At 55.3% G+C, this 21,416-nt stretch carries 19 protein-coding genes; 14 read left to right on the plus strand and 5 right to left on the minus strand.

Annotated features, from left to right (window positions below):
• Positions 1 to 139: 139 nt before the first annotated feature.
• Together RUM_RS10630 and RUM_RS10635 are read right to left on the minus strand one after the other, a co-directional pair.
• Positions 140 to 1,744, minus strand: coding sequence for a GDSL-type esterase/lipase family protein (locus RUM_RS10630; protein ID WP_015559110.1), 1,605 nt, complete (start codon positions 1,742 to 1,744; stop codon positions 140 to 142).
• A gap of 152 nt (positions 1,745 to 1,896) precedes the next feature.
• Entirely contained in the window at positions 1,897 to 3,273 is a 1,377-nt protein-coding gene (locus RUM_RS10635; RefSeq protein ID WP_015559111.1) for an MATE family efflux transporter, read from the minus strand.
• Between the two features lie 253 nt (positions 3,274 to 3,526).
• Here RUM_RS10635 and pyk point away from each other — a divergent pair, with 253 nt between their 5' ends.
• From pyk to RUM_RS10705, 14 genes are all read left to right on the plus strand, one after another.
• A complete protein-coding gene (gene pyk / locus RUM_RS10640) occupies positions 3,527 to 4,948 on the plus strand; it encodes a pyruvate kinase (RefSeq protein ID WP_015559112.1) in 1,422 nt (473 codons plus the stop codon).
• A gap of 215 nt (positions 4,949 to 5,163) precedes the next feature.
• Positions 5,164 to 6,063, plus strand: coding sequence for a malonyl CoA-ACP transacylase (locus RUM_RS10645; RefSeq protein ID WP_041326417.1), 900 nt, complete (start codon positions 5,164 to 5,166; stop codon positions 6,061 to 6,063).
• A 36-nt stretch (positions 6,064 to 6,099) separates the two neighbouring features.
• Positions 6,100 to 6,402, plus strand: a complete 303-nt coding sequence (locus RUM_RS10650) for an acyl carrier protein (protein ID WP_015559113.1) — start codon at positions 6,100 to 6,102, stop codon at positions 6,400 to 6,402.
• A gap of 3 nt (positions 6,403 to 6,405) precedes the next feature.
• A complete protein-coding gene (locus RUM_RS10655; protein ID WP_015559114.1) occupies positions 6,406 to 7,128 on the plus strand; it encodes an enoyl-CoA hydratase/isomerase family protein in 723 nt (240 codons plus the stop codon).
• On the plus strand, positions 7,125 to 7,529 hold the full coding sequence (locus RUM_RS10660; protein WP_015559115.1) for an acyl-CoA thioesterase: 405 nt from the start codon (positions 7,125 to 7,127) through the stop codon (positions 7,527 to 7,529). Before RUM_RS10655 ends, RUM_RS10660 begins: the two co-directional genes overlap by 4 nt.
• Positions 7,519 to 8,064 (plus strand): hypothetical protein, encoded by a 546-nt coding sequence (locus RUM_RS10665; RefSeq protein WP_015559116.1) that lies wholly within the window; start codon positions 7,519 to 7,521, stop codon positions 8,062 to 8,064. Before RUM_RS10660 ends, RUM_RS10665 begins: the two co-directional genes overlap by 11 nt.
• Positions 8,057 to 8,758, plus strand: coding sequence for an enoyl-CoA hydratase/isomerase family protein (locus RUM_RS10670; RefSeq protein ID WP_015559117.1), 702 nt, complete (start codon positions 8,057 to 8,059; stop codon positions 8,756 to 8,758). The genes RUM_RS10665 and RUM_RS10670 overlap by 8 nt, the downstream gene beginning before the upstream one ends.
• Positions 8,755 to 9,882, plus strand: coding sequence for a 3-hydroxyacyl-CoA dehydrogenase family protein (locus tag RUM_RS10675; protein ID WP_015559118.1), 1,128 nt, complete (start codon positions 8,755 to 8,757; stop codon positions 9,880 to 9,882). Before RUM_RS10670 ends, RUM_RS10675 begins: the two co-directional genes overlap by 4 nt.
• Before the next feature lie 2 nt (positions 9,883 to 9,884).
• Positions 9,885 to 11,093: a beta-ketoacyl-[acyl-carrier-protein] synthase family protein gene (locus RUM_RS10680; RefSeq protein ID WP_015559119.1), complete on the plus strand. Its 1,209-nt coding sequence runs from the start codon at positions 9,885 to 9,887 to the stop codon at positions 11,091 to 11,093.
• 18 nt (positions 11,094 to 11,111) lie between these two features.
• On the plus strand, positions 11,112 to 11,471 hold the full coding sequence (locus tag RUM_RS10685) for a tautomerase family protein (protein ID WP_015559120.1): 360 nt from the start codon (positions 11,112 to 11,114) through the stop codon (positions 11,469 to 11,471).
• Positions 11,472 to 11,477: 6 nt separating this feature from the next.
• Positions 11,478 to 12,599 (plus strand): dienelactone hydrolase family protein, encoded by a 1,122-nt coding sequence (locus RUM_RS10690; RefSeq protein WP_015559121.1) that lies wholly within the window; start codon positions 11,478 to 11,480, stop codon positions 12,597 to 12,599.
• A gap of 1 nt (position 12,600) precedes the next feature.
• A complete protein-coding gene (locus RUM_RS10695) occupies positions 12,601 to 14,160 on the plus strand; it encodes a class I adenylate-forming enzyme family protein (RefSeq protein WP_015559122.1) in 1,560 nt (519 codons plus the stop codon).
• A gap of 1 nt (position 14,161) precedes the next feature.
• Positions 14,162 to 14,413 carry an acyl carrier protein gene (locus tag RUM_RS10700; RefSeq protein WP_015559123.1) on the plus strand — a complete coding sequence of 84 codons (252 nt, stop codon included), beginning with the start codon at positions 14,162 to 14,164 and terminating at the stop codon, positions 14,411 to 14,413.
• A 2-nt stretch (positions 14,414 to 14,415) separates the two neighbouring features.
• Positions 14,416 to 15,108 (plus strand): thioesterase II family protein, encoded by a 693-nt coding sequence (locus RUM_RS10705; RefSeq protein WP_015559124.1) that lies wholly within the window; start codon positions 14,416 to 14,418, stop codon positions 15,106 to 15,108.
• Positions 15,109 to 15,255: 147 nt separating this feature from the next.
• Here RUM_RS10705 and nifJ read toward each other — a convergent pair whose 3' ends face one another.
• The 3 genes from nifJ to RUM_RS10720 form a co-directional block, all read right to left on the minus strand.
• The gene (gene nifJ / locus RUM_RS10710) at positions 15,256 to 18,798 is read right to left on the minus strand and encodes a pyruvate:ferredoxin (flavodoxin) oxidoreductase (protein ID WP_015559125.1); all 3,543 of its coding nucleotides are present in this window, start codon (positions 18,796 to 18,798) and stop codon (positions 15,256 to 15,258) included.
• 589 nt (positions 18,799 to 19,387) lie between these two features.
• Entirely contained in the window at positions 19,388 to 20,161 is a 774-nt protein-coding gene (locus tag RUM_RS10715) for a cohesin domain-containing protein (RefSeq protein ID WP_015559126.1), read from the minus strand.
• 82 nt (positions 20,162 to 20,243) lie between these two features.
• Positions 20,244 to 21,416, minus strand: a 1,173-nt coding sequence (locus RUM_RS10720) for a cohesin domain-containing protein (protein ID WP_041326418.1), incomplete at its 5' end; no start/stop codon positions are given.

The raw sequence follows: 21,416 nt of genomic DNA on the forward strand, positions 1-21,416 counted from the left end.
ATTTCGCAAACTCTTTGCCATACTGCTTTGCGCAGTCCTACGGAACAGTATACCACACTTCCCCGGTCAGTGCAAGCCGGACAAAAAGAAAAGCTGCGGTTTCCCACAGCTTTTCCCAATGATTCTGCTTATCCGGCTCTTAGCCCACCATGGACTGTGCAATGGTCACCAGAATGTCCACTGCATCGCCAACGGAAACATTGCCGTCCTGGTTCATGTCAGCCAGCTTCTTCTGCTGATCGGTCAGCGGGCTTTCACCGCCTGCTGTAACCTGTGCGCATGCCTGCAGTACGGTTACTGCGTCTGCAACAGTCAGAGCGCCGTCCATGTTCACGTCGCCCAGCTTGTATTCCGGTACAGTGGAGCCGTATACCTCCACGCCGCCGTTTTCAAAGGTCACGTCCAGCGCAGTGCCATTTTCGTCTACAATATCACACTTCGCCTCATCAAAGCTGATCTCGTACATACCGTTGACAGCGTCCTCAGCAATGGTGAACTGGAGAGTTGCCAGAACGGCACCATCCGCAGCAACCTGGTTTCTGCCGTCTGCGGTATTCCAGACATAGGTCAGGGTCTTGGGATTCCAGGTAGGCGCCCCTTCGTATGCGTTGCCTGTCACACGGCGCTTGATGGTCAGACCTGCATCCGCCTGCAGCTCCAGCACCATGCCGGCAGTACCCGTATCGCCGGAAATGGTGATAGGCACATCCACGGTCTCGCCGGGCTTGCCCTTGACGCCGGCAATGGAGTATACAATGCCATCCTTGCCGGTTGTAATAAAGTTATCCAACTGCGCATGGACCCGGTCATATTCCGCATCGCTCAGTTTTGCTGCATTGTTCAGCAGCACCAGGTTAAACTGGTCACAGCTTCCGCCCTCAGCCCCCAGGCTGTTGAGAATCTCCGCTGCGATCACTGCATGCCCCAGAGCATTGGGATGTACATCCATCTGCCAGAAGCCGTTGGAGGGATCCATATTGGTGTAAACCCACTCCGTATCCTTGAATGCAGCGTTCACGTCCACATAGGTCAGACCCTCTGTCTGCTGCAATGCATCATTCAGAGTCAGCAACTGCTCGGAAGCAAACTTCCGGATCTGCTTGAGCTTGCTGGAGTAATCCACCCCGTTCACAACCGGATTCTCCATATTGATGGGATTGTACACAGTCTGTACCACGATTTTCGCATCCGGGTTCTGCTCCAGCAGGCTTGCCTCGATCTGCTGAATGTTGGTCTTGTATGTATTGGCAGCCTTGTTCAGCAGAGAAGTCAGCTTAAGGATCATGGTGGTTTGCAGGTCGTCATCCACTGCAACCACAGTCTGGACATATTCCTTCAGGGTCAGAGAGGTACCGTTGGTGGTGTTGTAGGTTTCCAGCAGGGTGTTCAGGTAGCCCTCCACCGTGTCGATCAGATCGTTGCCACCGATGGACACACAGATCACGGAAGCCAACGGAATGTCGATCTGTACCTCCTCATTGTTCACCAGCTCCAGCAGCTCCCCGGTGGTCTGACCCGGCTTTGCATAGTCGATGGATTCCATCCCCAGGTATTCCTCCAGGTAATCCGCATACCTGTATTCGCCCTCTGCCAGTCCATAACCGGATGCAATGCTGTCTCCCAGCATCAGAATATACTTCGGATCCTGCTCCGCAGAAACCGACGGCATCATGGCTGCCGGCAGCAGGGACATGCACATTGCTGCTGATACCAGGCAGGACAGCAGTCGTTTTACGTTCTTCATATCAATGACTCCTTTCATATACACGGCGCATACCGTTTTCCGTTGACACCGGACATTCCCGGTGCTGTACCTCCATTATACCGGATAAAGCGAAAAAAAGCAAGCGTTTTGACAATGCTATTTGCCAATGTAAAAAAATTCATGCAACCGGCTTACAGTTCTCTGGTCACATTCTTGAGCCACTTCTTCTGCCGATACCGGAGGGTGGTAATAGGCACCTTGATGACCTCGTCGCTCATGAGCACCACATACACTGCCTCCACCGGAAGCTTCAGCACAAAGGCACAGAGGGCACCGAACAGGATGGAGCCACCCCACATGGTGCTCACGTCAATAATCAGTCCCAGCCGGGTATCGCCCCCCGCCCGGAAGATCCCCACCACCATGGTGGTATTGTACGCCTGCAAAAAGACAAAGTAGCTCATCACCAGCATCATCACCGTCAGATAGCTGTGAGCCTGCTCCGACAGGGTCATGACCTTGTGCATGATGGGCAGTACCAGCAGCACCACTGCCGCAGCCGCAGCCCCGGCGCACAGGGTGAGCCGCACAAAGCGCTTGGCATAGACCTCTGCCCGCTTCACGTCCCCCTCCCCGATGGTTCTGCCAACCAGGATCGCCGTGGCGTTTGCGACTCCAAACGCAACCACGGTCGCCAGATTCCGGGTCACCTGGGCAACGGAATTGGCGGCAACCGCCGGACTTCCCAGATGCCCGATGATGACGGAGTTCATAGAAAAGCCTGCGCCCCACATCAGTTCATTGAGGATCACCGGCAGGGCGTAATGCAGAAAATCCTTGAACAGCACCGGATCCTTCACGAACAGGTTCCGGAACCGCAGGTGTACCTGATGGTCCTTCCGCCGGGCATAGATCAGTACGATCACCAGCTCTGCAATCCGGGCGCAGAGGGTTGCCGCCGCCGCACCCACAATGCCCAGTGCCGGACATCCCAGCAGACCGAAGATCAGCACTGCGTTCAGCAGAATATTCAGCACCAGGGATACAGAATATACCACTGTGGAGATCACCACCCGCTCCACGCTGCGCATGATATTCAGATAGATGATCGTTACCGCCATCACCGGGAAGGTAAAGGACAGCACCCGCAGGTACTTTGCGCCCTCCGCCGCCACATCCGGCTCACTGGTGAAAATCCGCATACAAAACTCCGGCACGCACACCCCTGCCAGGGTAAATACCACGGACACGCACAGGGAGATCCGCATGGCAATGCCCATGATCCGCTCAATGGCGCCCGTATTTCCCTTTCCCCAGTACTGCGCCGTCAGCACTGCAGCGCCGGAGGTGATGCCAAAGAAGATCAGGGTCATGATAAACTGCACCTGCCCTGCCAGGGATGCGCCGGACAGGGCGGTCTCGCTGACCTTGCCCAGCATAATCACGTCCGCCGCATTCACCGCCACATTGATGAGATTCTGCAGTGCCATAGGCACCACCAGCGCCATCACCATCCGCCGAAACTGCCGCTTTTCCGCCTTGCTCCCCAAAAGCTCTGTCTGTTCCATATTCTCTTCCTTTTCCGTATTTCAAATTTTCATCAGATTACTATACCACATTCTCCTCCCCCTCGTCAATTGTGTTTCTGCCGAAAAAACCGGCTTCCGGGGAGTCCTTTTCCGCCGGTTCCACAAGAAAGCCGATGTTTCCCGCTTTTTTTGCCAAAATGTAACTTGACCTAACCGATGCAATCCTGTATACTATACATCAGAGTGTACAACCTGTGCGTGTACAACCTGTGCCTGAAAGGAGCAATCATATATGCGAAAAACCAAAATTGTCTGCACGGTAGGACCCGCAACGGATTCTATCGACGTGCTGCGGGATCTGATGAAGAGCGGCATGAACGTTGCCCGCTTCAACTTTTCCCACGGGGATTACGAAACGCAGAAGCGCCGCTTCGACATGGTCTGCCGCCTGCGGAACGAGTTGGGTCTGCCCATCGCCACCATGCTGGACACCAAGGGGCCGGAGGTGCGACTGGGAAAATTCGAGAACGATGAACCGGTCAAGATCCAAGACGGAGATACCTATACCCTCACCACCCGGGATATTCTCTGCAACGCCAAGGAGGGCTGCGTATCCTTCAAGCGTCTGCCCCATGACATCAGCGCCGGCAACCGGATCCTCATCAACGATGGCGTAGTAGAACTGCTGGCGGAAAAGGTCACCGAAACCGACATCATCTGCCGGATCATTCACGGTGGCGTCCTGTCAAACAATAAGGGCATCAACGTGCCCGGCGTCAAGCTCAGCATGCCCTTCCTCAGCGATGCGGACATGAACGACCTGGAATTCGGCGCAAAGCAGGGCTTTGACTTCATTGCGGCAAGCTTTGTGCGCACTGCGGCGGACATCAACTATCTGCGGAAATTCACCCAGAGCCTGGGCTGGTTCGATGTACGCATCATTGCCAAGATCGAGAATCTGGAGGGCGTGGAAAACATCGACGAGATCCTGGAGGCTGCGGACGGCATCATGGTTGCCCGGGGCGACATGGGCGTGGAGATCCCCTTTGAACAGATTCCCTCCATCCAGAAGGATCTGATCCACAAGGGCTACAATGCCGGCAAACAGGTCATTACCGCCACCCAGATGCTGGAATCCATGATCAACAATCCCCGCCCCACCCGGGCAGAGATCACCGACGTTGCCAATGCCATCTATGACGGCACCAGCGCCATTATGCTCAGCGGCGAAACCGCTGCCGGCTCCTTCCCGGTGGAATCCGTCAAGACCATGGCGCTGATCGCCCGGACAACGGAAAATGACATTGACTATAAAAAGCGGTTCTCCCGCCGGGAATCCGATGTATTCTGCAACATTGCCACCGCCATTTCCCACGCTACCGTGACCACTGCCCATGACCTGAACGCCAAGGCCATCGTCACCGTCACCAAGCAGGGACAGACCGCCCGGCTCATCAGCAAATACCGTCCCACCTGCCCCATCATCAGCTGCACCCCCAGTGAGCGGATCTGCCGGCAGATGAACCTGTCCTGGGGCGTGCTCCCCCTGATGATCCAGGAGGAAACCAACTCCGATGAGCTGCTGCTGCACGCTGTGGAATCCGCCAAAAAGGCTGGCTATATCCACACAGGAGATATGGTCGTCATCACTGCCGGCCTGCCTCTGGGCATTTCCGGTACCACCAATCTGATGAAGGTGGACAAGGTAGACTGATCCTTCCGAACGTCTCCGCTTTTGCGCCGGAGACGTTCTTTTTCTGCCAAAGTAATATACAGGAAGTATAATTTACACTTTTTCATAAAAGCAGCCCAAAGATTCCCTCCTGTTTTGTTCATCTAAACGAATTTGTCCCGGCATTCGCCCCGGAATATTGACACTGTTCACTATAACTGCTAACATAAGAATAGTATATTTGTAAGGGGCATTCTGTGAATCACTATAAAACTGCATTTTTATTCAATGGCATCGGATCCAAGCCGGAAAAGCTGCTGGTGAATCTGCCTGCGGCCCTGATGGAACGCTATCTGACCGCCAGGGATGAGGCATTTTCCCGGCTGGGTCTGCACACCGACCTGGAGCGGAACACCCCGTTTGACCGGCGGGTTGCCGAATGGCTCATTTCCCTGCTGTGCGACCGGGTGGTGTTTGATCACTACATCCAACAGGGCATCGTCCCGGACATCGGCGCCGGGTACAGCTCCGGCATCGTCAGCATCAGTGCCTGCTTCGGCTCCGTGCCGGATACCTTTGCCCACCATATCATCCTCATGAACCGTGCCACCATGCAGAACCTTGCCAACGCCGGCATGGATCTGGACATGGGTGTGGTCATCGGCTTCGGGTATGAGGACGCACAGCAGCTACTGTTCCCCCGGTTTTCCCGGGAGGAGCTTGTGATCGGCAGCGGCAATTCGGTATTCTGCACCATGATCAGCGGAAAGGCAGAGGCTGTCCGCCGGGCACTGGAACTGATGCTGGCGGAGGGTGCCATCAAGGCGATCCCCTTCGGCACCGGCATCGCCTACCATCACCCTATTCTGGCGAACTATGCCCGGGAATACGTGGACTTCTGCGGATCCATCCCCTACCGGGATCCGGACTACCCCATCCTTTCCGCATTCGACAACCGGATTCTGACCAGCGGACAGGACATTATGCTGGAAAACCAGCGGAATGTGATGACTCCCATCCGGTGGGATCTTGCCCTCCGGAAGCTGGAGGAACTGGGCGTGACCGCATTCTACGATGTCAGCGCCAACGGTGCCGTGAAAAAATTCTCCCGGCTCCGCAGCCGCAAGTGTAAAATTTATACGCTGCAAGACGTATAATTTTTCATGATACAAAAATTTTTGGAGGAACAGACCATGAGAGAAATCACCGAAGAAATCAGACAGGAAATCACCGACATGATCTTTGATTACTACGCAGAGGAGTGCGAAGTGGACAGAAATGAGATCACCATGGACACCAACCCCCAGGAGGATCTGGGCAGCGACTCCCTGATGTTCGTGGAGCTGATCGAAATGACCGCAGAAAAGTATGACCTGGATGTCAAGCTTCAGAGCATCGGCAAGTACATGCTGAAGGCGCCCATGGACACCATGTCCGACGTGGTAAACATGTTCTGCAAGGTTTACCAGTACGGCAACGACATTGTAAATCAGTAAGCCATGATCCGTTCCAATTTATCCACCCTGGAGGCAGATGGAGCGCTTGCGGTTCTGACTCTGGACAACGGGCCAAAGAACCTGCTGACAGAGCCGGAATTTATTCAACAGTCCGTGCTGCTGGATTTTCTGAGGGACAACCCCGGGATCAAGGGGCTTGTCATCACCGGCAAGGGCAGGCACTTTTCTCACGGGGCTGATGTGTCCCTGTTCGGGGATGCTGCCAACAATGACATCTCCCGGAAGCTGGAGGCTGCACGAACACTGCTCCGCACCATCGAACGCCTGCCCATTCTGACTGCCGCCGCCATTCACGGCGGCTGCTTCGGAGGCGGGCTGGAGATCGCTCTGAGCTGTCAGTTCCGGATCTGCGCCCCCAACGCCTTTCTGGGGCTGACGGAGATCATGCACGGAGTCGTCCCCGGCATGGGGGGCATGGAGCGGCTGTACCGGCTGCTGGGCAGGGAAAAGGCGCTGTCCATGTGCCTGCGGGGAGAAATGCTCACCGCCCAGGATGCCCTGCAAGCAGGACTGGTCACTACCCTGTGCGAAGGAAAGAACCCCTTAGAGCCTGCCAAGACGTTTCTCCGGGAACTGATCGGCACCAACACCTCCCTCCAGATCCGCACCATCCTGGAAACCATGGAGCGTGCAGAGGCAGGCGTAGAGGATCCCTCCAAGGGCGGCTTTGAACAAGTCCTGGCGGAGGCGAACCAAGCAAAATGAAAAGCACTTACGAACTGACCGTCCGGGGGTACGAGCTGGACTCCTTCGGACATGTGAACAATGCGGTGTACTTGAACTATGCCGAAGCCGCCATGTGGCACTGCCTGAATCGATACGGCCTGGTGGAGCTGCTCCAAAAGGAAGGGCTGTTTCCGGTGATCCTGGAAAGCAGCCTGCGGTATCTCCACGAACTGCATCTTTTAGATCCGGTGCGGATCGAAACCGAAATGTATTGCTCCGCCGGACTGGTCAGATACACCCATATCGTCATACAGGCAAACACCGGGCTGACCGCCTGCCGCATCCGGGGCAAGCTTGCCTATGTGAATGGGGAGCGGATCATCTGCGATATTCCCCAGGCAGCCCGAGAACTGATGGAGCGTGACAGCCATGAAGATTGAAACCACCCCGTTCGTGACCACCGTCACGGATGCGGGATCCCTGTTTGAAATATACGAAAGCCGTGACCGGCTGGGAACCCCCTGCATGCTGCTGGTGTTCCTGACCGACGGCTTTTTTCTTGCGGAATCTTCCCGGGAAGCCCTTCTGCGGAACTGGCTTTCGCAGGTTCCCTTTTTGACCGCCGCTGCCCTGCCGGATCCAAACACCTGGGATCCGGCTCTGCTGGCTGCCTTTGATCTGCGCATCAGTGCAGTGCCCTTTACCGGTGCATGCCCGGCGGAGCGGACATCGCTTCTGTGCGGCAGAAAACCGGAGAATTTCTGTATGCTGATAGAGAATGCGGATAGCTTTTCCGGGGGCGTATCCGCTCTGACGGACAAGCTGTTCGCAGGAAAGACCCCACAGCAGGCGGCGGAAATCACCGCCTGCTTCCTCTGTGCCCGGCATGACCCGGTGCAGACTGTGCTGGAACAGGAGTCCTTTGCCTTTTACCGGCTGATGGAACAGAAGAACGGAGGAAAGAGCCATGCCTGAAGAAACAGCCTTTGCCCTGACCGAAGAAGCCGGTATCCTGACTCTGACCATGTCCGCCCCCGGCAACAATCTGATGACCGGAGCATTTTTCCGGGAGTACGAAGCGATCATGGATCAGGTTCAGCTTCGCAGCACCCAGCCCGGCATCCGGGGGCTCATCATCCGGGGCGGCGGCAGGCATTTCAGCGTAGGCGCCGATGTGGATGCCCTGGCAGAGCGTTCCGCTGCCGAGTCCTTTGACGGGAAGCGCCTGCCCCCTGCCCACTGTAAGCAAAAGCGGCATTTCACCTTCCTGCGCAGTCTGCCCTTCCCGGTGGTCAGCGTGGTGACCGGATTTTGCATCGGCTCCGGCAGCGAGATCGCTGTCAACAGTCATTACCGGATCTGTGAGAAAAACGCCCGGGTGGGACAGCCGGAGTCCACCTTCGGCATCCTGCCTGCCCTGGGAGGGCTTGCACGCACCATTAAGCTGTGCGGCATGTCCAACGCCTACAGGTTGGTCATGTCCGGAGAACTGATCCCGGCAGAAACCGCTTACGCTCTGGGCTGGGCGGATTTCCTCTGCGGCAAAAAACAGGGCTATGCCCAGGCGGTAGCACTCATTGACTGGATCAGCAGCCACACGGCGCATTTTTCTGATGAGGACAGTCTCCCCCTGCTTCGGCAGTATCTACAGGAAGGAGCAGAACTATGAAGCTGGGCATTGCCGGATTCGGCAAAATGGGGCAGGATATTTTCAACCTGCTCTTTGACAAGCTCCGAGAGGATCGGTTTGTGATCCTGGAGCCATACAACACGGAAAAACATGCCGCCAACCTACAGAAGCAGCTGGATCGGAAGCATCGGCGAGGGCTGCTGACGGAGCAGCAGCTTGCAGACCGGAAACAGGCTGTCACCTTTACGGCAGATCCCGGAGACTTTGCCGGCTGCGATCTGGTACTGGAAGCCATCCCGGAGGCGCTTGCCGCCAAGCAGGCGCTGTTCGCCAGACTGGCGCAGATCGTCCCGGCGGACTGCCTGCTGCTGACCAATACCTCCTCCCTGCCGGTGGCGGACATTTTCGCCCCGGTGCAGGATCTGTCCCGGTGTACCGGCATGCACTTTTTCTACCCGGTGCGGCTCACCGGCTTTGTGGAGCTGAACCTGCTGCCGGAAACCAGTGCAAAAACCGCTGAAGCCGTTGCCGCATTGGTACAGCGCATCGGCAAGGAACCACTGCCCCTGGAGGGCGCCTACCACATGTATCTCAACCAGATCCTGTCCTGTGCCGTTGCCCATGGCTTTGTGCTACTGGAGCAATACGGGGTCAGCCCGGCGCAGTTAGACAAAGCGCTGTCCGGTCTGATGCCCACCGCACCTGTGTTCGAGATCCTGGACAGCGTGGGGGTAGGGCTTATGGGAGCAGACCCCGGTCGGTTCCGGATTCCCCGGAACGCCGGGCTGCTGGCATACGGTCATACCGCTATGAAGCAGCTGCTGGATGCGGGATGCTCCCCTGCGCCCCTGTCCTTCCTGGACTATGCAGCAGCCCACATGCCGGACACATCCGGGGATGCTTCCCGGGCGACGGCAGATATGACCGCTTTGCTGCTGAACGAAATGGCACACGCTCTGGGGGCATACAACGGGGATCGGGCGCTGTTCGCTCGTGCTATGCAGGAAACATTGGGACTGGCACAGACCCCAAAAGAACTGTATCAGGCATACGGAGCGGAGACGCTTTCCTCCGTTCTGGATCGTTTTTACCAAACCACAGGCTTTGCATCCTACCAGCCTGCCGGAGCGCAGGTCTGGGATACTATTTTTTCTGAGGTGTAATTATGAATCGAGTTGTGATTACCGGGCTGGGCGCAGTCACCGCAATCGGCAATACCGTCCCGGAATACTGGAAGAATCTGATCGCCGGCAAGGGCGGCATCAGCCCCATTACCCGGATCTCCACAGAGGAGCATGACACCAAGGTCGCTGCCCAGGTGCCGGATTCCTTTGAAGCAGAAGCATCCCGCTACTGGAAAAAACGCCAGCTAAGCGCCACCACCCGCGCCACCCGTACCGGACTCGCCAGTACCGGAGAAGCGGTTGCAGACAGCGGCATAGACTTTACTGCCTGTGACCGCTCCAGGGTGGCTGTGATCTACGGGGTCATTGACAATTCTCTGGAGGATGCAGAGCTGGACAAGCCTTTGAACATCACCCTGCGGAAAATGCCCAGTGAGCTGCCTGCCATGGTATCCATCAAGTATGGGCTCACCGGTGCCGCATTCAATGTAAGCACCGCCTGCGCCTCCTCTGCGTACGCCATGGCGCTTGCCAAGCAGATGATTGAAGCGGGCATGTACGACACGGTGATCGTAGGGGGCGTTTCCAACACGGTTACCCACTCCGTCATCAAGGGCTTCAACCAGCTCCTCGCCATGTCCGTGAACCCGGATCCTAAAACCGCCTGCCGCCCCTTCACCCGGGATCGGGACGGCTTTATTATGGGGGAAGGTGCCGGTACTCTGATCCTGGAATCGGAGCAGACTGCAAAGGCACGGGGTGCCCGGATCTACTGTACCCTGGCAGGGGCGCATATGGACAGCGAGGCTTACAACATGACGGCTCCGAAAACCGACGGCGCCGGCATGGCACAGACCATGGCTGCCGCCCTGGAAAACGCCGGCTTACAGCCGGAGCATCTGGACTATATCAACGCCCACGGCACCTCCACCAACCTGAACGACCTGTATGAAACCATGGCGGTCAAGTCTCTGTTGGGAGAGCGGGCAAAGCAGGTGCCCGTGTCCTCCATCAAGGCAGCCATCGGCCACACCCTGGCGGCAGGGGGCGCCCTGGAAGCCATTGCCTGCGTCAAAGCCCTCGAAACCGGCATGCTGCCCCCCACCCTGCACTACGACATTCCGGATCCTGCACTGGATCTGGACTACATCCCCAACACTGCACGAGCACAGCGCATCCGCACCGCCCTGTCCAACTCCTTCGGCTTCGGCGGTCACAACGCTTCCCTGGTGTTCTGCAAATACGAATAACCCACGAAAGGAACTTCTATGCCAATTTGCCAACTGAAAACCAACTACCCCATGGATGCGGCAGCACGGGAGGCTTTGCTGCTGGATACCGCCACAACAGCGGCAGAGCTGCTCAACAAGCCCCTGGCTGCGGTGATGGCTATGCTGGATCCCTGCGACATGCGCATGAACGGCACCGATGACACGGTATTTTTTGCGGAATTCCGCTATGTGCTGCCCCCTGAATTTTCCAAGGAAAAGCAAGCGTTTCTGGATCGCTTTGCGGATCGGATGCTTGCCCTGTTCCGGCAGCATACAGGCGTGGATCCTCACCGGATCTACATGCAGTTTACAGAAATGGCACGGGAAAGTGCCTGGAAATATACCGGAAAGGACTGACGCACAATGAAATGGGCCATCAGAGATTTGCTGAACCCGGTGGTGACACGCTCCATGATATTCGGAGCAAACCCCTTTGATATTGAATACATCCTCAAGAAGATCGACGGCATCAAGGTGATGAGCGGCAAACAGATCCAGAGCGTATGGCTGGGGGAATGGGCGGAAAAGATCCACAAATACACCGACCTTGCCCGGCAGGCTGCGGACAGCGGTCACCGGATCTCCGCCCGGGCATACTACAAGCTGGCGGCACAGTGCCACTATGCCTGCTACATGATCAACACCGAGGACATTGACAAAAAAACCGAGATCTACGATGGTCTGGCACATGCCTACAGCCAGTACACCGGCTACTGTGACCACAAGGTGGAATATGTGGAGATCCCCACCAAGGAAGGGGTACTGCCTGCATACCTGCACTTCCCGGACGATGGCAGCCAGGGTCCCTACCCCTGCGTCATCACCTATTCCGGCATCGGCAGTTGCAAGGAAGAGCTGGAAATGCTGGCAGAGCCGTTGCTGGAACGGGGCGTGGCGGTGCTGACGCCGGACATGCCCGGCGCCGGAGCAGCCGTGATCCACAACGGGATCAAGTGCGGCGGCCCCATGCTGGAGGCTGCCTTTGATGGCATCTACGCCTTCCTGGCAAATCGGGCAGACCTGGATGCTGACCGGATCGGCAACTTTGGTCTGTGTATGGGGGGCGGCTATGCCTTCCGTGCCTCCGCCAAGTATCCGGAAACAAAATGCTGCGTCAGCCTGTTCCCGCTGTTGATGCACTTTGCGGATCAAGGCTCCATTCCGGTATGGATGAAACGGGGCAGGTGGTCCTCCTTCCAGTATGCAGACAACTATCTGGAGGGTATGAAGCAGATCGAGGAGGGCACGGTCGGCTGTGATTTCCTGATGGCGTACAGCGACGACGACAACTGGATGGACACGGAAGCCTCCCTGCGGCTGTTTGACAAGGCCACCGGCTATAAGGAGAAGATCTACATTTCCGAAAAGCCTGCTTATGTATCCGAGGAAACCATCATGCATGCCATGCCCGTGGGAGAGCAGTTCCACTGGGTCAAGCATCTGGCAGCAGATTTTCTGGCGGATCGTCTAACGGAAAGGAAGTAACATGCGCAAGACATTTTTTGATTACTACGGCAAGTACGCAGCAGAAACCCCGGATAAAGTGCTGCTGCGGATCGATGAAAACACCCTGACCTACCGGGAGTTTATGGAGATGACCGCCCGGCTTGGCTCTGGCATGCAGAAGCTGGGGATAAAGCCCAACGACAAGGTGGGCATCATTATGCCCAACAGCATCGAATGGTACCTGGTATACTGGTCTGCCATCCGCATCGGGGCGCAGCCTGTGCCCATGGATCCCCAGAGCGGCAGTCTGGAGCTGTCCCGTCTGATCCCTGCCACCACTGTGAAGATCTGCTTCCTGGCGGAGAGATACCGGAACAACCGGATCATTGACGCAGTCAGCGCCCTGGTACCCGGACAGCTTTCCCAGGACAAGTGTATTTGCTTTGCTCCCCAGGAGGCGCTGCCGGCGGATCCGGTATTCATCACCGAGGACACCTTCCTGCGGGACTACTGCGGCATGGAATGCGCCCCCTTTACCCCGGAACCGGAACACACCATGTCCCTGGCATGCACCTCCGGCAGCACCGGCACCCCCAAGGTACTGGCTGTGCCCTATGAGGGCTTCCTGATCTCCCAGGAGGATATGGGCTCCCACCTGCACTTTACCGCCGGGGACGTAATGATGCTGGGCATGACCCTGTACCACCAGGGGGGCTTTGGCATGGGGCTGCAAATGACCCTCAAGGGGGGCACCGTGCTGTACCAGCCCCAGTTCAACCCGGTCACATTCCTGGAAACCGTCCAGAAATACCACATCAGCGTGATCCAGCTCACCTCCACCCTGGCAAAGGTGCTGCTGTCCACCCCGGATTTTGACAAGTACGATCTGTCCAGCGTCCGGGTATGCTACTTTGCCGGAGAGGTGCTGCCCAAGGAATTGGCAGACATCTTCGTACACCGACTGGGCATCCGGGTCATCAATGTGATCGGCTCCTCCGAGACCGCCACCATGGTGGTGTGGGATTCCCAGTTGGACGGGGATACGGATCCCAGTGACTTCAAGAAGCTGCCCTTTACGGACGTGAAGGTGCTGGACGAGAACCGGAACGAGGTCAACGAAGGGGAAACCGGCGAGCTGTGCGTGTTTACGGATGCGGTCATCACCGAATATTTCGGCAATCCGGAGCTGTCCGCTGAAAAGATCCTCCGGGACGAACAGGGCAGACGCTGGTTCTGCACCGGAGATCTGGTGACAAAGCTGCCCGGCGGCGCAGTGCGCTTTGCCGGCAGAAGCAAGCGGATCATCAAGCGGGGCGGCAACCTGGTGCATGCGGAGGAAGTGGAAGCATGCCTGCTGACCCATCCGGACATTGCCGCTGCCGCTGTTACCGATGAACCCCACCCGGTAATCGGGCAGCAGATCGTGGCATACATCCAGCCGAAGGGGGATGCCCGGATCACCCGGGGCGCCCTTGCCCACTACTTTGACGGCAAGCTGTCCGCCTACAAGATCCCTGACAAGGTGGTTCTGGTGGAGGAGATTCCCAAGGACATCGGCAAAATTCAGTTTAAGTATCTGAGAAAAAAGGAGTACAAATAACATGAACAATCTGAACTGGGACGAATTCAAGCAGCACATTTCCGACTACGTTGGAGTGGATGCCGCTGAGATCACCGAAAGCACCGACGTGTATGACGACCTGTATCTGGACTCCCTGGGGCTGTTCGGTCTGGGCTCCCACATTACGGAAACCTATCAGCTGAACATTCCCCTGTCCCTGGTGGCATCCATCAGCACCGTTGGGGAGATTTTTCACCTGCTGAACGATAAGGGCACCCCCATCGGAGGCTGAGCATGGTACTGTTTTTTCTTCCCCACGCCGGCGGCTCTGCCAAAAGCTACTGTACCTTCAAGCGGTACCTGCCCCGGGATCTGAAGGTGGTGCCCATGGAGCTTTCCGGCCGGTTCATCCGATCCGGGGAGCCACTGCTGACGGAGGTTTCCGCTTGCGTGGCGGATCTGATCCAGACCCATCGCCTCCTGCTGGAACAGGAGCCTTATGCCCTGTTCGGTCACAGCATGGGCACCCTGCTGGCTGCGGAGCTGATTCGCCAGACTCGAACCGCCGGATTGCCCACCCCCCGGCATGCCTTCATGTCCGGCAGATGCGCCCCCTGTGACGGCACAAGGATGCTGAATGCCGACCATCTGTCCGATGAAGAGTTGGTGCAGTTTTTCGCCCAGGGTGGACTCAGCACCGCCATTCCGGATACGGATCCGGAGCTGCGCCGGATGCTGAACCGGATTCTCTGCACGGACGTGCGCATGGCGGATCGGTTCGCTCTGACCCCGGAAGAAGCTCCCTTCGGCTGTGATATCACCGTGCTGTACGGCAAGGAGGATCACATTCTCCGGAACGTGGATCTCCGGGGCTGGGACAGATTCACCGGCGGCAAGTGCGACTATTTCGGCTTCTCCGGCGGACACTTCTTCTTTGCCCAGCACCTAAAGGAAATCTGCGGACTCATCACAGAGCGGATCTGCTGATTCCACTATACAAAACATGCCACAGCGTCAACCCGGTGCTGTGGCATGTTCTTTTCTATTTACGACAACACTGCAAAAAATTGTGTGGTGTTGCCTTACGCAAAAAAGCGGCATGGTTTTCGCCATGCCGCTCTTTTTATGGGTTGCTTACTTTACTTCGCCGTAGAATTCAGCCAGGTGGGACAGATAATCGTATCTATCCTTTGCAGTGTGTTCTGCCTTGGCGAACAGCTGATCTGCTCTCTCCGGGTTGGAACGAGTCAGGGAGCTGTAACGTGCTTCATTCATGATGAAGTCACGATAAGAGGTGGTAGGAGCCTTGCTGTCCAGCATGAAGGGATTCTTGCCCTCTGCTGCCAGTCTGGGATCGTACCGGAAGTTATTCCAGTAACCACAGTCAACAGCCTTCTTCATCTCTGCCTGGCAGTTGGTCATACCGCCCTTGATGCTGTGCATCTCGCAGGGAGCGTAGCCGATGATGAGGGACGGGCCGTGGTAGGATTCAGCTTCCTTGATTGCCTTCAGGGTCTGGTTCATGTCCGCACCCATTGCAATCTGTGCCACATAAATGTAGCCGTAGGACATTGCAATGTCAGCCAGACGCTTCTTTGCGATTGCCTTACCAGCTGCAGCAAACTGTGCAACCTGACCGATGTTGGAAGACTTGGAAGCCTGACCGCCGGTGTTGGAGTAAACCTCGGTATCAAATACCATAATGTTTACGTCTTCGCCGGTTGCCAGAACGTGGTCAACGCCGCCGAAACCGATATCATATGCCCAGCCGTCGCCGCCGAAGATCCAAACGGACTTCTTGGACAGGTAGGACTTGTTTGCCAGGATGTCAGCGCGAGCCTCGCAATCGCAGTCAATCTTCTCCAGCTCTGCAACCAGAGCCTTTGTTGCTGCTGCATTCTCCTTGCCGTCCTCCAGGGTGTTCAGGTACTGCTCGCAAGCAGCCTTCACAGCATCGGAAACCTTCTCAGAGCCTGCAATGGCCTTTACATCGTTGATCAGGCGCTCACGGATTGCTCTCTGACCCAGGTACATACCCAGACCGTGCTCTGCGTTATCCTCAAACAGGGAGTTTGCCCAAGCCGGGCCAAAGCCGTCCTTGTTTACGGTGTACGGAGAGGTTGCAGCAGGGCCGCCCCAGATGGAGGAACAACCGGTTGCGTTGGAAATATACATTCTGTCGCCGAACAGCTGGGTGATCAGACGTGCATAAGAGGTCTCAGCACAGCCTGCACAGGAGCCGGAGAATTCAAGCAGCGGCTGCTTGTACTGGCTGCTGATGACAGTAGCATCGGTAGCAACCTCGGGCTTCTCGGAAACCTTTGCAACACAGTAATCGAATACTGCCTGCTGATCCTCCTCGCCCTCTCTGGGAACCATGGTCAGGGACTTGGTGGGGCATACGCCGATACATACGCCGCATCCCATACAATCCATGGGGGAGATTGCCAGTGTATAGGTGTAATCAGTCTTTACGATGGGCTTGGGAGCCTTCTTGGTGTTTGCCGGTGCAGCAGCAGCCTCCTCAGCGTTCATAGCGAAGGGACGGATGGTAGCGTGGGGACATACAAATGCACACTTGTTGCACTTTGCACAGGTCTCAGCGTTCCAGGTCGGAACCATCACAGCTACGCCACGCTTCTCGTATGCGGAAGCGCCCTGCTCGAAGGTACCGTCCACATGATCGGCAAATGCGGAACAAGGAATGGAGTAACCATCCATCTTGCCAGCAGGCTTCATGATCTCGTCAACCATCTTGACCAGCTTAGCCGGGCCCTTGGATGCTTCCGGAGCAGCAGTGTCAACAGCGGTTGCCCAAGCAGCCGGAACGTCGATCTTCACCAGAGCGTCCTTACCGGCGTCAATAGCCTTGTGGTTCATGTCCACAATGTCCTGACCCTTCTTGGAGAACTTCATGGTTGCCTTTTCCTTCATGTAGTTGATGGCATCCTCAGAAGGCAGAACATTTGCCAGAGCGAAGAATGCGGACTGGAGTACGGTGCTTGTACGCTTGCCCAGACCGATCTTTGCGGCAATGTCAATTGCGTTTACGGTGTACAGCTGAATGTTGTTCTTTGCAATATACTGCTTGGTCTCAGCATTCAGGTGCTTCTCCAGTTCCTCAGGCGTCCACTGGCAGTTGATCAGGAACTTACCGCCGGGCTTTACATCGTTGACCATCTTGTAGCCCTTCATGATGTAGGAGGGGTTGTGGCATGCAACGAAGTCAGCCTTGTTGATGTAGTAGGGGCTCTTGATGGGCTGATCGCCGAACCGCAGGTGGGATACGGTGATACCGCCGGTCTTCTTGGAGTCATACTGGAAGTAAGCCTGTACATACTTGTCGGTATGGTCGCCGATGATCTTGATGGAGTCCTTGTTTGCGCCAACGGTACCGTCGCCGCCCAGGCCCCAGAACTTGCACTCGATGGTGCCTTCTGCCGCAGTATTCGGGGAGGGCTTCTCCTCCAGGGACAGATAGGTCAGATCGTCGTGGATACCCAGAGTGAACTTTCTCTTTGCATCAGCCTTTGCCAGCTCTTCGTATACTGCGAAAATGCTTGCCGGAGGTGTATCCTTAGAACCCAGACCGTAACGGCCAGCGATCACGTTGGCGGTTCTGCCCTGCTCGTTCAGTGCAGCAATTACATCCAGGTACAGGGGCTCGCCGATGGAACCGGGCTCCTTGGTTCTGTCCAGAACAGCAATGTTCTTTGCAGTAGCCGGGATTGCCTCTACCAGCTTCTCAGCAGAGAAGGGGCGATACAGACGAACCTTTACCAGACCAACCTTCTCGCCCTTTGCGTTCAGGTAGTCGATGACTTCCTCAGCCACATCGCAGATGGAACCCATTGCAATGATTACGCGGTCAGCGTCAGCTGCGCCGTAGTAATTAAACAGCTTGTAGTCAGTACCCAGCTTCTCGTTGACCTTGTTCATGTAGGTTTCAACGATTGCGGGAACAGCATCATAGTACTTGTTGCATGCTTCACGGTGCTGGAAGAAGGTATCGTCATTTTCGTGAGAACCACGCATAGTGGGATGCTCCGGATTCAGAGCTCTTTCACGGAATGCCTTCACAGCGTCCATGTTGCACATTTCCTTCAGGTCAGCGTAATCCCAAACCTGGATCTTCTGGATCTCGTGGGAAGTACGGAAACCATCAAAGAAGTTGATGAAAGGAACACGGCTCTCGATTGCAGCCAGATGTGCAACAGCAGCCAGATCCATAACCTCCTGGGGGTTGGTCTCAGCCAGCATTGCAAAGCCGGTCTGACGGCATGCGTACACGTCGGAGTGATCGCCGAAAATATTCAGTGCGTGAGAAGCAACGCAGCGTGCGGATACATGGAAAACAGTCGGCAGCAGTTCGCCGGCAATCTTGTACATGTTGGGGATCATCAGCAGCAGACCCTGGGATGCGGTATAGGTGGTTGTGAGCGCACCAGCGTTCAGGGAACCGTGCACTGTACCGGCTGCACCAGCCTCAGACTGCATTTCCTCAACCTTGACGGTGGTCCCGAAGATATTCTTCACACCCTGTGCGGACCACTGGTCAACGTAGTCAGCCATGGGGCTTGAAGGGGTGATCGGGTAAATGCCGGCTACTTCTGTAAACGCATAGGATACATAAGCGGCAGCATTGTTACCGTCCATGGTTTTCTTTTTTCTTGCCATTGGTTTGTCCTCCTAGTATTTAGTAGCAGTGCTCCGGGAAGGATCCAAGGGGCATTGCCCTAGGCAATTGTGCGTGGCGCGCACTATACCCATTACAATACATGATATCACAAAACGCCTTTTTTGTAAATACCTTTTTTCTAAAACATTGCGGATATCCCACGGTTTTTCGGGAATTCCCACGAATTTAAATTCCGCTGCGGCAGAATCTGCTTATCATTATGCTGAATCCATTTCAGGAATTTTGTGCAAAATCACTATTTTTCTTCTCTTTCCCGATTTTTCGCCCAAAATGATTGACGATTCGCTCTTTTTCGGGTATAATAATTACAGTGTAAAAGCAATTTGTTATTTACACTCGTTTTGTTGTCTCCTTTCTTTTGTTCTACACATATGTTTCACTTTACATTATTTTTATAAGAGCCTTTGGCTCTTATTTTTTTCATACATAAGGCGGGAGTGGCTTCTGCTCCCGCCTTCATTTTATGTGAGGTTCCGGACAACTATGCAAAAAACGGTGCAGCTTTCGCTACACCGTTTTCTTTGTGTTAGTGCTTACACTTTTTGCATGCTTTCTGAGAAATCGGAATTAGTCCTTCTTCTTCTTCAGAACTACAGCAGCTGCAGCAGCAGCGGACAGCATGCCAACAACGCCCAGAGCAGCACCGTCTACACCCATCTTCGGAGGCTTAACATCCGGAGTCTTGGTTGTGGTAACTGCAGATGTGGTTACTGCCGGAGCGGAAGTCTCAGCAGCGCCCTCAGTTGTGGTAGTAGTTGTTGTGGTGGTGGTCTCCTCAGAAGTGGTGGTCTCCTCTTCCTTGATCTTGATCCAGCCGTTTACTGTCTCAAAAGGAATGTTCTCCTTGTTAGCATCGATGAAGGAACCTACGTTAACAGTCAGGTTAACCGGGAACTCATCGCCAGGCTGTGCATCAGCCGGAACAGTGAACTTGAAAACACCCAGCTGACCGTTGCCGGAGATTGCAGTTGCAGTACCCCAAGCAAAAGCAAAGCCCTTCAGACCATCAGCAGTCAGATCCTTGGAAATTGCACCACCAACGGAGATCTTCTTGCCCATAGCGCCAATTGCATCGCCATAGCTGTAATCGATATCGCCAGCACCATCCAGAGCAACTTCCAGCTTCGGATCGTAGTTAACCAGGAATTCCAGGCCAGTCCAAGAAGCGTCGAAGTTCTCCAGGTTCAAGGCGATTTCAACAGTCTCGCCGGGTTCAGCAAACTTCTGATCCATGGAAAGCTTTGCAGCGCCGTCAGCGCTTGCAGTGATGCTCATAGCGCCTACTGCCAACATAGCAGCTGTAGACAGAACGCCAACCGTTCTCATAAATGTCTTCTTCATTTTCTTCTTTTCCTTTCAAATGTTTTATGTTATACATGCGGGCAACGCCCGCATGTAAAAACAACAGATTGAATCTTTCAGCTTATTCATCGTCAGTCTGTGCGTATGCAACATACTGGTTTGCACCAGGAACTTCATACCAAGATGCGGATCCATTCGCCAGGAATGCAGCGGAATAATTCAGGATGCATACTGCATCAGCAGTGTTGATCTTTGCATGCTCTGCATCCTTATAGCAGTCAACGTCTGCGCAGAACTTAGCCAGGGAATCCGGCTCAATGATCTCAGCAGAAGGAATCTCAGGCTGACCGCCTGCTTCTTCCAGGATTGCTGCTGCGGAATACTGCAGGATCTGTACAGCGTCTGCAACGTCTACCTTACCATCCAGGTTTACATCGCCTCTCAGACCAACCAGAACAGTGAACTCGCCTGCAACAGCAGACTTATCCAGATCGGTCCAGGTTACTTCAGTCTCAACCAGATTCTCAACAGCTTCTGCAATTGCAGTTTCATCAACCAGAATGCCGATGGTGTACTCGCCAGCCTCGGTGTATTCCAGCTCAGAAGCGCTGTTTGCGGTCAGAGCAAACAGATTGCCGATCGGGAGAGTCTCTGTGTCGGAAACTTCCTCAACCTTGCCGTCTACAACTGCAACAGACTTCATAGAAACAGTAATCTGAACATTCAAGTCGCTTGTGTCGAAGGGAGTGGGATCCTCGGACCAGAACATATCGCCGATCAGAGTAGCCTCCTTATCAAAGGTGTAACCGTCGATTGTAGCGGTTGTGCCTTCAACAACAACTGCCCCGTCTACATACTCAGCTGTCAGAATATCACCGTTTGCATTTACTGTCTCGCAGTTTGCTGCGTTGAATGTGATGGGGTATACGCCAACTGCTGCGTCAGTCGGAACTGTGAACTTTACAGTAAACAGAACTGCATCTGCTGCTGTCTGGTCGGTCTCGGAATTCCAGCTGTAAGCCATGGAAGCTGCGTTCCAAACCGGCTCGCCGGTGTATGCAACGCCTGCTGCGAAGGAATCATAGGTCAGTGTCTCATCAGCAGCCAGGTTCAGGCTGATGCCGTTGACAGGAGATCCTGCATAAACCTTAACCGGGATCTCAACAGTCTCGCCGGGCTTAGCTGCTACAGTGGGGATCTCATACTTTACAGTGTTCTCAGCCACCGTGGTCTGGCTGCCTTCCTCTGTTGTGCTGGAGGTAGGAGCCGCTGTGGTCTGGCTGCCTTCAACAGA

The sequence above is a fragment of the Ruminococcus champanellensis 18P13 = JCM 17042 genome (genome assembly GCF_000210095.1).
Taxonomy (GTDB): Bacteria; Bacillota; Clostridia; order Oscillospirales; family Ruminococcaceae; genus Ruminococcus_F; species Ruminococcus_F champanellensis.

Bases quoted from the DNA above. Each gene is read 5' to 3' on its own strand.
- RUM_RS10630 (WP_015559110.1), bottom strand. From the start codon at position 1,744: ATGAAGAACGTAAAACGACTGCTGTCCTGCCTGGTATCAGCAGCAATG.
- RUM_RS10635 (WP_015559111.1), bottom strand. From the start codon at position 3,273: ATGGAACAGACAGAGCTTTTGGGGAGCAAGGCGGAAAAGCGGCAGTTT.
- pyk (WP_015559112.1), top strand. From the start codon at position 3,527: ATGCGAAAAACCAAAATTGTCTGCACGGTAGGACCCGCAACGGATTCT.
- RUM_RS10650 (WP_015559113.1), top strand. From the start codon at position 6,100: ATGAGAGAAATCACCGAAGAAATCAGACAGGAAATCACCGACATGATC.
- RUM_RS10655 (WP_015559114.1), top strand. From the start codon at position 6,406: ATGATCCGTTCCAATTTATCCACCCTGGAGGCAGATGGAGCGCTTGCG.
- RUM_RS10660 (WP_015559115.1), top strand. From the start codon at position 7,125: ATGAAAAGCACTTACGAACTGACCGTCCGGGGGTACGAGCTGGACTCC.
- RUM_RS10665 (WP_015559116.1), top strand. From the start codon at position 7,519: ATGAAGATTGAAACCACCCCGTTCGTGACCACCGTCACGGATGCGGGA.
- RUM_RS10670 (WP_015559117.1), top strand. From the start codon at position 8,057: ATGCCTGAAGAAACAGCCTTTGCCCTGACCGAAGAAGCCGGTATCCTG.
- RUM_RS10675 (WP_015559118.1), top strand. From the start codon at position 8,755: ATGAAGCTGGGCATTGCCGGATTCGGCAAAATGGGGCAGGATATTTTC.
- RUM_RS10680 (WP_015559119.1), top strand. From the start codon at position 9,885: ATGAATCGAGTTGTGATTACCGGGCTGGGCGCAGTCACCGCAATCGGC.
- RUM_RS10685 (WP_015559120.1), top strand. From the start codon at position 11,112: ATGCCAATTTGCCAACTGAAAACCAACTACCCCATGGATGCGGCAGCA.
- RUM_RS10690 (WP_015559121.1), top strand. From the start codon at position 11,478: ATGAAATGGGCCATCAGAGATTTGCTGAACCCGGTGGTGACACGCTCC.
- RUM_RS10695 (WP_015559122.1), top strand. From the start codon at position 12,601: ATGCGCAAGACATTTTTTGATTACTACGGCAAGTACGCAGCAGAAACC.
- RUM_RS10700 (WP_015559123.1), top strand. From the start codon at position 14,162: ATGAACAATCTGAACTGGGACGAATTCAAGCAGCACATTTCCGACTAC.
- RUM_RS10705 (WP_015559124.1), top strand. From the start codon at position 14,416: ATGGTACTGTTTTTTCTTCCCCACGCCGGCGGCTCTGCCAAAAGCTAC.
- nifJ (WP_015559125.1), bottom strand. From the start codon at position 18,798: ATGGCAAGAAAAAAGAAAACCATGGACGGTAACAATGCTGCCGCTTAT.
- RUM_RS10715 (WP_015559126.1), bottom strand. From the start codon at position 20,161: ATGAAGAAGACATTTATGAGAACGGTTGGCGTTCTGTCTACAGCTGCT.